This window comes from Streptomyces sp. NPDC001568 (assembly GCF_042893755.1).
In the GTDB taxonomy this organism is placed as follows: domain Bacteria; phylum Actinomycetota; class Actinomycetes; order Streptomycetales; family Streptomycetaceae; genus Streptomyces.
Map to the genome: position 1 here is coordinate 282,249 of NZ_JBIAVF010000013.1, position 10,031 is coordinate 292,279.

The 10,031-nt window shown below is 72.6% G+C and carries 12 protein-coding genes; 1 reads left to right on the plus strand and 11 read right to left on the minus strand.

Going from position 1 to position 10,031, the window contains the following annotated elements:
• Positions 1-18: 18 nt before the first annotated feature.
• The 11 genes from lgt to hisI all read right to left on the minus strand — a co-directional run bounded on the left by lgt (position 19) and on the right by hisI (position 9,139).
• Positions 19-1,092 carry a prolipoprotein diacylglyceryl transferase gene (lgt, locus tag ACFY0I_RS25035; RefSeq protein ID WP_388899843.1) on the minus strand — a complete coding sequence of 358 codons (1,074 nt, stop codon included), beginning with the start codon at positions 1,090-1,092 and terminating at the stop codon, positions 19-21.
• A gap of 110 nt (positions 1,093-1,202) precedes the next feature.
• Complete coding sequence (locus ACFY0I_RS25040; RefSeq protein ID WP_388899846.1) at positions 1,203-2,135, minus strand: DsbA family protein; 933 nt, start codon at positions 2,133-2,135, stop codon at positions 1,203-1,205.
• 95 nt (positions 2,136-2,230) lie between these two features.
• Positions 2,231-3,046, minus strand: coding sequence for a tryptophan synthase subunit alpha (gene trpA / locus ACFY0I_RS25045; RefSeq protein ID WP_388899849.1), 816 nt, complete (start codon positions 3,044-3,046; stop codon positions 2,231-2,233).
• Complete coding sequence (gene trpB / locus ACFY0I_RS25050) at positions 3,043-4,296, minus strand: tryptophan synthase subunit beta (protein WP_281205960.1); 1,254 nt, start codon at positions 4,294-4,296, stop codon at positions 3,043-3,045. Before trpB ends, trpA begins: the two co-directional genes overlap by 4 nt.
• Positions 4,297-4,505: 209 nt before the next feature.
• The gene (gene trpM, locus ACFY0I_RS25055; RefSeq protein ID WP_388899852.1) at positions 4,506-4,715 is read right to left on the minus strand and encodes a tryptophan biosynthesis modulator TrpM; all 210 of its coding nucleotides are present in this window, start codon (positions 4,713-4,715) and stop codon (positions 4,506-4,508) included.
• Positions 4,716-4,723: 8 nt separating this feature from the next.
• Positions 4,724-5,533, minus strand: a complete 810-nt coding sequence (gene trpC, locus ACFY0I_RS25060; protein WP_388899855.1) for an indole-3-glycerol phosphate synthase TrpC — start codon at positions 5,531-5,533, stop codon at positions 4,724-4,726.
• A gap of 169 nt (positions 5,534-5,702) precedes the next feature.
• Positions 5,703-6,194 carry a DUF2752 domain-containing protein gene (locus ACFY0I_RS25065; RefSeq protein ID WP_388899858.1) on the minus strand — a complete coding sequence of 164 codons (492 nt, stop codon included), beginning with the start codon at positions 6,192-6,194 and terminating at the stop codon, positions 5,703-5,705.
• Positions 6,195-6,283: 89 nt separating this feature from the next.
• Positions 6,284-6,535, minus strand: a complete 252-nt coding sequence (locus ACFY0I_RS25070) for an HGxxPAAW family protein (RefSeq protein ID WP_388899860.1) — start codon at positions 6,533-6,535, stop codon at positions 6,284-6,286.
• 79 nt (positions 6,536-6,614) lie between these two features.
• On the minus strand, positions 6,615-7,253 hold the full coding sequence (locus tag ACFY0I_RS25075; protein ID WP_388899863.1) for a TIGR02234 family membrane protein: 639 nt from the start codon (positions 7,251-7,253) through the stop codon (positions 6,615-6,617).
• A 14-nt stretch (positions 7,254-7,267) separates the two neighbouring features.
• Positions 7,268-8,758, minus strand: coding sequence for an anthranilate synthase component I (locus tag ACFY0I_RS25080; protein ID WP_388899866.1), 1,491 nt, complete (start codon positions 8,756-8,758; stop codon positions 7,268-7,270).
• A 15-nt stretch (positions 8,759-8,773) separates the two neighbouring features.
• Positions 8,774-9,139 (minus strand): phosphoribosyl-AMP cyclohydrolase, encoded by a 366-nt coding sequence (gene hisI, locus ACFY0I_RS25085; RefSeq protein WP_388899869.1) that lies wholly within the window; start codon positions 9,137-9,139, stop codon positions 8,774-8,776.
• Between the two features lie 84 nt (positions 9,140-9,223).
• Here hisI and ACFY0I_RS25090 point away from each other — a divergent pair, with 84 nt between their 5' ends.
• A complete protein-coding gene (locus ACFY0I_RS25090; protein WP_388899872.1) occupies positions 9,224-9,856 on the plus strand; it encodes a TIGR03085 family metal-binding protein in 633 nt (210 codons plus the stop codon).
• The last annotated feature ends 175 nt before the right edge of the window (positions 9,857-10,031 follow it).

Below are 10,031 nucleotides of genomic sequence, written 5' to 3' on the forward strand. Positions count from 1 at the left end.
TTCCGGCTGTGCGCCGCTTCAGCTCTTCCCGGCCTCCGCGGCCTTGTCCTGCGCGGCCTTGTCCTCGGCGCCCTTGGTCAGGTCGGCCTTGACGGCGCCCGCGGGCTTCGGCGCCCCGGCTCCCGGCGCGGCGGCCGACTTCTCGCCCGCCTTGTCGCCCGGCCTCTCGCCCGGCACGGCGGGCTCGGCCGGCTTGCGCGGTGCGTCCTTGACCGCCTTGGCGTCGGTCGCGGCGTCCTTCGCCCCGCCCTGGGCCGGGGTGTCGCCCGCGGCCACGGGGGCCTGCGGTTCGACGACCTCCTCGCGGCCGGGCCGCAGCCTCGCCGACAGCACGAAGTAGGTGACGGCCAGGATGAAGACCACGATCGCGGTCCACACGTTCAGCCGCAGGCCCAGGATGTGGTGGGCCTCGTCGACGCGCATGTACTCGATCCAGCCGCGGCCCGCGCAGTAGGAGGCGACGTACAGGGCGAAGGCCCGGCCGTGTCCGAGCTTGAAGCGGCGGTCGGCCCAGATCACCAGCACGGCGACGCCGACGCACCACAGCGACTCGTACAGGAAGGTCGGGTGGTAGGTGCCGGCCTCGCGGTTCGCCCCCTCGGTGATCTTCACCGCCCACGGCAGGTCGGTGGCCCGGCCGTACAGCTCCTGGTTGAACCAGTTGCCCCAGCGACCGCAGGCCTGGGCCAGGGCGATGCCGGGGGCCAGGGCGTCGGCCCAGGCCGGCAGCGGGATGCCGCGCAGCCGGCAGCCGATCCAGGCACCGACCGCGCCGAGCGCGATCGCGCCCCAGATGCCGAGGCCGCCCTCCCAGATCTTGAAGGCGTCGACCCAGTTGCGGCCTTCGCCGAAGTACAGCTGGTAGTCGGTGATCACGTGGTAGAGGCGACCGCCGACAAGGCCGAACGGCACCGCCCACACGGCGATGTCCGCGACCGTGCCCGGCTTTCCGCCGCGCGCGATCCAGCGCTTGTTGCCGAGCCAGACGGCGATGAAGACGCCGATGATGATGCAGAACGCGTAGCCGCGGAGCGGGATCGGTCCGAGATGGATCACGCCGGTCGACGGACTGGGGATATAGGCAAGGGTCATGGCAGACCTGACGCTACCTTGCCGGGCGGTACCGACCGCAACCCACCCGGCAAGCTGACATCAAACCCACACACGGCCCGGCCCGATCCGGGCCGCGCCCGGGTCCGTGCTCAGTCCCGCGCGGTCCCCTCGGGCACCGCTTTCGATCCGGTCGCCGGGGACGTCCTCCCCGTTCCCGACGGGGACGCCGTGGCCGACGGCGAAGTCTTCCCCGCCCCGGACTTCGGGGCTCCGGACGCTCCGCTCGGGGCCTTCGCCGCCGCCTCGACCTTCGCCTTCAGCTTCTGCGGGGTCAGCGGGTCGGCCTGGTCCGCGAAGATGTCCTTGCCGTCGAGCAGCACCGTGGGGGTGCCCCGGAAGTTCCCGGCCCGGAAGGCGTCCTGCGACTTGCCGACCCAGCTGTTGTGCGTGCCGTCCTCGACGCAGGCGCGGAAGGCGGGAGTGTCGAGCCCGTCGACCTTGCCGGCCAGCTCCAGCAGCTTGGCGTTCTTGCCGTAGGCGTCGTCGACCTCCTCCGGCTGGTTCTCGAACAGCACGTCGTGGTAGGCGGTGAACTTGCCGGCGTCCTGCGCGCAGGCCGCGGCGTTCGCGGACTTCAGCGAGCCGCTGCCGCCCATGTTCCCGTCGATGAGGGTGACGATGTGGTACTCGGTCTTGAGCAGCCCCTTGGCTTCCAGCTCGTGGATGGTGTCCTTGTAGTTGGTCTCGAAGGACTTGCAGGCGGGGCAGCGGAAGTCCTCCCAGACGGTCAGCTGGGAGGGGGCCGCGTTCTGCCCGGTCTGAATGGCGAGCGCGTCCTTCCCCGTCGCCCCGGACGGCGCGACCACCGGCCCGGCCTTCGCGGACTTGTCGCCGGACCCGGCGTTCGCCGCGATCAGGCCGACGACGGCCGCCAGGCCGAGTACGCCGACCACCGCCGCGGACACGACGAGGGTCCGTCGGCGCTTGTCCCGGGTCTTCTGCCGCTCGCGCTCCACTTGGAGTCGCTCCCGGGCCGATCGTTTCGTCGCATCGCGGTTCGCACCGTCGTTCTTCTCGCTCACGTTCGGCCAAACGAAGCGGGGAGGCACTCTCGTGCCTCCCCGCTCCCACTTCCACCCGATCGGGCTACATAACCCCCCGCGGGGGCCGTCCCGCGTCAGGACCTGCGTACGCCTTCCGCAAGTTCGCCCGCCAGCGCGCGTACGGCCGCCAGGCCGGACGGCAGGTCCGGGGCGTCCAGCAGCAGCTTCACGAAGGCCGAGCCGACGATGACCCCGTCGGCGAAGCCCGCGACCTGCTTGGCCTGCACGGCGTTGGAGACGCCCAGGCCGACGCAGACGGGGAGCTCGGTCGTGGCGCGGGTGCGGCGCACCAGTTCCTGGGCCTCGTTGCCGACGGACTCGCGGGTGCCGGTGACGCCCATCAGGGAGGCGGCGTAGACGAAGCCGGAGCCGGCGGCCGTGATGGTGGCCAGTCGGGCGTCCTGGCTGCTGGGGGCCACGACGAAGACGGTCGCGAGACCGTGCTTCTCCGCGTGCTCGCGCCACAGCGCGGACTCCTGGACCGGCAGGTCGGGCAGGATGCAGCCCGCGCCGCCGGCCGCAGCGAGTTCGGCGGTGAAGCGCTCGACGCCGTAGCGGTCGATGGGGTTCCAGTAGGTCATGACCAGGATCGGGACCCCGGTGGCCTCGAAGGCCTCGCGCACCGTCCGCATCACGTCGGCGATCTTCACGCCGCCGCGCAGCGCGATGTCGTCGGCGGTCTGGATGATCGCGCCGTCCAGGACCGGGTCGCTGTGCGGCAGGCCGATCTCGACGACGTCGGCGCCGCCCTCGATGACGGCCTTGACGGCCTCGATGGCGCCGTCGACGGTCGGGAAGCCGGCCGGCAGGTAGGCGACGAGGGCCGCTCTGTCCTCGGACTTGGCCTTCGCGAGGGTGTCGCTCAGCAGTTCGATGTTGCCGTTGCTCACTTCGACTCCCCCTCGGCGCCTTCGCCGTCGTACAGCCCGAAGTAGCGGGCCGCCGTGTCCATGTCCTTGTCGCCGCGGCCGGACAGGTTGACCACGATCAGGCCGTCCTTGCCCAGCTCCTTGCCCAGGTCGAGGGCGCCCGCGAGGGCGTGCGCCGACTCGATGGCCGGGATGATGCCCTCGGTGCGCGAGAGCAGGCGCAGGGCCTGCATGGCGGCGTCGTCGGTCACGGCGCGGTACTCGCCGCGACCGCTGTCCTTGAGGTAGGAGTGCTCGGGGCCGATGCCCGGGTAGTCCAGACCGGCGGAGATCGAGTAGGGCTCGGTGATCTGGCCCTCCTCGTCCTGCAGGACGTAGGAGCGGGAGCCGTGCAGGATGCCGGGCTCGCCCGCGGTGAGGGTCGCGGCGTGCTCGCCGGTCTCGACGCCGTGTCCGGCGGGCTCGAAGCCGACCAGGCGGACGTCGGCGTCCGGGATGAAGGCGTGGAAGAGGCCGATGGCGTTGGAGCCACCGCCGACGCAGGCCGCGACGGCGTCGGGCAGCCGGCCGGCGCGCTCCAGGATCTGCCGCCGGGCCTCGACGCCGATGACGCGGTGGAAGTCGCGGACCATGGCCGGGAAGGGGTGCGGGCCGGCGACCGTACCGAAGAGGTAGTGGGTCTCGTCCACGTTGGCGACCCAGTCGCGGAACGCCTCGTTGATGGCGTCCTTCAGGGTCCGGGAGCCGGACTTCACCGCGATGACCTCGGCGCCGAGCATGCGCATGCGGGCCACGTTGAGGGCCTGGCGCTGGGTGTCGATCTCGCCCATGTAGATGGTGCAGTCGAGGCCGAAGAGGGCGCAGGCGGTGGCGGTGGCCACACCGTGCTGGCCGGCGCCGGTCTCGGCGATGACCCGGGTCTTGCCCATGCGCTTGGTGAGCAGCGCCTGGCCCAGCACGTTGTTGATCTTGTGCGAGCCGGTGTGGTTCAGGTCCTCGCGCTTGAGGAAGATCCGCGCGTTGCCCGCGTGCTCGGCGAAGCGGGGCACCTCGGTGAGGGAGCTGGGCCGACCGGTGTAGTTGACCATGAGCTCGTCGAGCTCGGCCGCGAAGGCGGGGTCGCCCTTGGCCTTCTCGTACTCGACGGCGACCTCGTCCACGGCGGCGACGAGCGCCTCCGGGATGAACTTGCCGCCGAAGTCGCCGAAGTAGCCCTCGGCGTTCGGGATGTGACCCTCGGGGTCCGGGATGAAGAACGAGCTGGTGGGCATGGCCACTACTCCTACGTGGTGCGGAAGCGGTACCTACGGATGACAGGCGTGCTCCGTATCGCGCCGTCGGCCCGCCTCCCGGGCACCCCATCGGGGGCTCCGGACGTACGGACGGATCGGTTCGCGCCGGCGGCCTGCGGCCGGGGGCGGGGAACCGTACGGGGCCGCCGGCCGGTACCCGAGGGGGTACGGGCCGGGAGGGGCCGTCGTCAGCGCGCGGCTCCGCCGCGCCATCGCATGCCGTTGACCTGTCCGGGCTCGGAGCCGATCACGTAGCGCACCCGCCGACCGTGCACGCGCCGGGCCGGGGCGCGGCAGCCGCGGGGGCGGCAGCCGCGCGCCAGGGGCGCGTGCGCCGTCGGCACACCGGCCGGGCCGTGGCCCGGTCGGGTGCGGACGGAGGAACGGAAGGGCGGCATGGGAAGGGTCAGCTCCGGCCGTGGCGCAGGGCGGGGTGGGCGCCGGCGGCGACGAGGTCGGCCACGGCCGCCTTCGGGTCGCGGCCGGTGACCAGGGACTCGCCGACGAGGACGGCGTCCGCGCCCTCGTTGGCGTAGGCGATCAGGTCGTGCGGTCCGCGGATGCCGGACTCGGCGATCTTCACGATGTGGGCGGGGATCTCCGGGGCGACGCGCTCGAAGGTGGAGCGGTCGACCTTGAGGTCCTTGAGGTTGCGCGCGTTGACGCCGATGATCTTGGCACCGGCGGCCACCGCGCGTTCGACCTCCTCCTCGTCGTGGACCTCGACGAGCGGGGTGAGACCGATGGACTCGGCCCGCTCGATGAGGGAGACGAGGGCCTCCTGCTCGAGGGCCGCCACGATCAGCAGCGCGAGGTCGGCGCCGTAGGCGCGGGCCTCCCACAGCTGGTAGGCCGTGACGATGAAGTCCTTGCGCAGGATCGGGATGTCCACGCGGGCGCGGACGGCCTCCAGGTCGGCCAGCGAGCCGCCGAAACGACGCTGCTCGGTGAGGACGGAGATGACCGACGCACCGCCCGCCTCGTAGTCGGCGGCGAGCCCGGCCGGATCGGCGATCGCGGCCAGCGCGCCCTTGGACGGGCTGGACCGCTTGACCTCGCAGATCACCTTGACGCTGTCGCCGCGCAGGGCGGCGACACCGTCCTTGGCCCGGGGCGCCTTGGCGGCACGCTCCTTGAGCTCGTCGAGGCTGACGCGGGCCTGCCGTTCGGCAAGGTCTTCGCGGACCCCTTCGATGATCTCGTCGAGCACACTCACGCGAGCGGCCCCCTTCCGGGTTGATGACGGTCGGCCGCCTTGCGGACACGTACCACTGCAAGGTCAGCACTCAAATGGTATCCGCAGGTCGCCGCCGCCTCCGCACGGAGTTCGACGTTTCCCAATGGCTGGACACGGAATACGGCCTTCCTCCAGGCCCCGTGCGGCCTCAGGGAGCCAGTGCGGAACCGAACGGGAAATTCCGGACAATCGCGAAACCTACCGCCATGACGGCGACGGCCCACCAGGCCGCCCGCCCCAGGGCGAGCCGGGGAGCCGGCCGGCCGCGGAAGGCCCGCACGAGCCACAGCGCCGCGAAAGCGGCGAAGACGAGGTAGCCGACCACCGCCAAGGCGTTCGCCCCCAGAGCGGTCACCAGATCGCCGTGCGCGAAGGCGTGCGCACTGCGCAGACCGCCGCAGCCGGGGCACAACACCCCGGTGAGCCGGAACAGCGGGCAGACCGGGTAGTGGCCGGGCTCGTTCGGATCGACCGCGCCCACGTACGCGAAGGCCGCGGTGACCCCGGCCAGGGTGAGCACCGGAGCGGCCAGTCGCCGGGCCCGGGAGATCCGTACGGGCTCGACCGGCCCCGCGGCGGGCGACCAGGGCGGGACGGGCGCCGTCGGCGGCGGGGCGGAGGGGGTGCGAGAGGCGTCCACCCGCCGATTCTCGCCGGTCACGACAAAAGGCGCAGCCCGACGGGCCGCGCCTTTCGAACCGTGTCCCTGCCGGCCCACGGGTGCCGCGGTCAGACCTTGGCGGGAACCCGGTTGGCGGCGATGACCTCGGCGAGGTCGCGGTGGGTGGCCTTCGGCGCGCCCATGCCCGCGGCCCGCATCGCCATGCCCACGACACCGCCGACCACGACGACGACGAGGCCCGCCCAGAACCCGAGCGGGTTCGCCAGCACCATGAAGGCGCCGGAGACGCAGAAACCGATGAAGGCGATGATGACACCGGTCCAGGCGGCCGGGGTGTGTCCGTGGCTCGTGCCCGCCATGAGTTGCTCCTCGTTGCTCTGTCTCACGTGCTGTGCCGCACGCTCGGGGACATTGTCCCGCACCGGGCGGGATGATTCTTCAGCGGGTCGGGTCCTCGCCGCGGTCCAGAGCCTTCCACAAGTCCTCCGGCCGGTCCGGGTCCACCGCGGCGGGTTTGCGCGTGCGGGGGCTGCCGTCACGCTCGTAGCGGCCCCCCATGGCGGGCCAGCTCCGGCCGTAGCGCAGGGCCAGCAGCCCGGCGAGCAGGATCAGGACGGCGCCGCCGGCCGCGACGTACGGCCAGACCGTATGGGTCACTTCCGCCACCCGGGCGGCGGTGTCCGCCGTCGCGGTGGCGGCCCGGTCGTCCAGGGTGCGGCGGTCGTCGGCGGCGGCGAGGGCGGCCAGGGCGGCGCCCAGACCGCTCAGCGCGAGCAGCCCGGACACCAGCAGCCGGCTGCGGCCGCGTACGGCGAACACGGCCACCAGGGCCGCGAGGCCGACGATGGCCAGCGCCGCCGGTAGGCCGGTGACGGCCTGCCCGTCCGCGGTCAGCGGGAGCCGGTCGCCGCCGACGGCGGCGCTGCCCCGGGCCCAGACGCGGCCGGAGGCGAGCAGGACGACGGTGGCGCCGAGCGCGCCGAGCAGCAGGGCGACGGCCACGCTGCGGCGGCCGGCGTTGCTCTCGGGGGCCTCGGCTTCGTTGCGGGGGTGGGGTACGGCACTCACGCACCCCACTATCCCCTACGGCCTCAGCCCCGGTGGAGGCGGTTCGCCGCTCCGACGGCGCGGAGCACGGCGGCCGCCTTGTTGCGGCACTCGTTGTCCTCCAGCTCGGGCACCGAATCCGCTACGACGCCCGCGCCGGCCTGCACGTACGCCGTCCCGTCGCGCAGCAGCGCGGTGCGGATGGCGATGGCCGTGTCGGAGTCGCCGGCGAAGTCCAGGTAGCCGACGCAGCCGCCGTACAGGCCGCGGCGGGTGGGCTCCAGCTCCTCGATGATCTGCATGGCGCGCGGCTTGGGCGCCCCCGAGAGGGTGCCGGCCGGGAAGCAGGCGGTGAGCACGTCGAATGCGGTGCGGCCCTCGGCGACGCGGCCGGTGACCGTCGAGACGATGTGCATGACGTGCGAGTAGCGCTCGATGCTCATGAAGTCGACGACCTCGACGGAACCCGGCTCGCACACCCGGCCCAGGTCGTTGCGGCCGAGGTCGACGAGCATCAGGTGCTCGGCGCGCTCCTTGGGGTCGGCCAGCAGCTCGTCCGCGAGGTCGTTGTCCTCCTGCGGGGTCGCGCCGCGGTGCCGGGTGCCGGCGATCGGGTGGACCATCGCCCGCCCGTCCTCGACCTTCACCAGCGCCTCGGGGCTGGAGCCGACCACGTCGAAGCCGTTCTCGAACCGGAAGAGGTACATGTACGGCGACGGGTTCGTGGCCCGCAGCACCCGGTACACGTCCAGCGCGGAGGCCTCGCAGGGGGTCTCGAAGCGCTGCGAGGGCACCACCTGGAAGGCCTCGCCGGCCCGGATCCGCTCCTTGATGTCCTCGACGGCGACCCGGTACTGCTCGCCGCCCCACAGCGCGGAGAACTCGGGCAGCTCGGAGACGGGCAGCGGGGTGGGCAGGTAGGGCGCGGGCCGTGCCAGGTCGGCCTGCATGGCGTCCAGGCGGGCGACCGCGTCCGCGTACGCCTCGTCCACGCCCGTGTCGAGGTCGTTGTGGTTGATCGCGTTGGCGATGAGCTGGACGGTGCCGTCCCAGTGGTCCAGGACCGCCAGGTCGGAGGTGAGCAGCATGGTCAGCTCGGGCAGCTTCAGGTCGTCGCCGCCGTGCTCACCGATGCGCTCCAGGCGGCGCACGACGTCGTAGCCCAGGTAGCCCACCATGCCGCCCGTGAAGGGGGGCATGCCGGCCGCGAGGTCGCGGGGGGTGTGCAGGGCCTCGACGGTGGCGCGCAGCGCGTCGAGGGGGTCGCCGTCGGTGGGGACGCCGACCGGCGGGGTGCCGATCCAGTGCGCCTGACCGTCGCGGACGGTGAGGGTGGAGTCGCTGCGCACGCCGATGAAGGAGTAGCGGGACCAGGACCGGCCGTTCTCCGCGGACTCCAGCAGGAAGGTGCCGGGACGTTCGGCGGCCAGCTTCCGGTAGAGCCCGACGGGGGTGTCCCCGTCGGCGAGCAGCTTGCGGCTGACGGGGATGACGCGGCGGTCCACCGCGAGCTTGCGGAACGTCTCAAGATCCATGGCGTGGGACCCTACCTATTCGGCGTCGGGGAGCAGGACGTCGGCGTCGAAGCACGTGCGGGCGCCGGTGTGGCAGGCGGCCCCGACCTGGTCGACCTTCACGAGCAGGGTGTCGGCGTCGCAGTCCAGGGCGACGGACTTCACGTGCTGGAAGTGGCCGGAAGTATCCCCCTTGACCCAGTACTCGCCGCGGCTGCGGGACCAGTACGTACAGCGTCCCGTGGTCAGGGTGCGGTGCAGGGCCTCGTCGTCCATCCAGCCGAGCATGAGCACCTCACCGGTGTCGTACTGCTGGGCGATGGCCGGAACCAGACCGCCCGCGGAGCGCTTGAGACGGGCGGCGATGGCGGGGTCGAGGGAGGACGTACTCATGGGGGCCATTGTGCCGGGTCGGGGCGACGATCATGGGTCGCTGTCCAGCTGATGAGCGGGCGGGGGATCACTTCCGGCCGTAGGCTTGCCGCCATGTCTACCCATGCGAAGCGTGAACGACTGCTGCTGGCCGACCTGTTGGAAGCCGCGGGCCCGGAGGCGCCGACGCTGTGCGCCGGCTGGCGCGCGCGGGAGCTGGCCGCGCACGTGGTCGTCCGGGAGCGGCGGCCGGACGCGGCGGGGGGTCTGCTGCTGAACGTGCTCAAGGCACGACTGGACAAGGCGATGGAGGAGTACACCGCCAAGCCGTACGAGGAGCTCCTCCAGCTGATCCGGACCGGGCCGCCGCGGATGTCGGTGTACGCGCTGAAGCAGATCGACGAGGCCGCGAACGCGGTGGAGTTCTACGTCCACGCGGAGGACGTCCGGCGCGCGCAGCCGGACTGGTCGCCGCGGGAGCTGGACCCGGTGTTCTCGGACGTCCTGTGGTCGCGTCTGGACCGGCTGGCGCGGCTCACGGGCCGCAAGTCCCCCGTCGGCCTGGTGCTGCGCCGCCCGAACGGTCAGACCTCGGTGGCGCACAAGGGCACACCGGTGGTGACGGTCACCGGCGAGCCGGGGGAACTGACCCTGTTCTGCTTCGGCCGCCAGGCCTCTGCCGCGGTGGAACTGGACGGCCCGAAGGAAGCGGTGGCCCGCCTGACGCAGGCCCGCCTGGGACTCTGACCTGGCCGGTCGGGGTTCGGGGGCGGGGCTGCGGGTACGCGTGGGGCCGCCGGGAACGGGGTCCGGGTCCGCTTCGGCTGCGGGGTGGGTCGGGGCCGGTGCCGGGATGGGGCTGCGGGTGGGTCGGGGCCGGTGCCGGGGTGGGGTGTCGTCCGGGACGGGCATGATTTATGGC

What these genes read in the sequence shown, in the direction of transcription:
- lgt (WP_388899843.1), bottom strand. Translation starts at nt 1,092, where the DNA reads ATGACCCTTGCCTATATCCCCAGTCCGTCGACCGGCGTGATCCATCTC.
- trpB (WP_281205960.1), bottom strand. Translation starts at nt 4,296, where the DNA reads ATGCCCACCAGCTCGTTCTTCATCCCGGACCCCGAGGGTCACATCCCG.
- trpM (WP_388899852.1), bottom strand. Translation starts at nt 4,715, where the DNA reads ATGCCGCCCTTCCGTTCCTCCGTCCGCACCCGACCGGGCCACGGCCCG.
- ACFY0I_RS25070 (WP_388899860.1), bottom strand. Translation starts at nt 6,535, where the DNA reads ATGGCGGGCACGAGCCACGGACACACCCCGGCCGCCTGGACCGGTGTC.
- ACFY0I_RS25080 (WP_388899866.1), bottom strand. Translation starts at nt 8,758, where the DNA reads ATGGATCTTGAGACGTTCCGCAAGCTCGCGGTGGACCGCCGCGTCATC.
- hisI (WP_388899869.1), bottom strand. Translation starts at nt 9,139, where the DNA reads ATGGCCCCCATGAGTACGTCCTCCCTCGACCCCGCCATCGCCGCCCGT.
- ACFY0I_RS25090 (WP_388899872.1), top strand. Translation starts at nt 9,224, where the DNA reads ATGTCTACCCATGCGAAGCGTGAACGACTGCTGCTGGCCGACCTGTTG.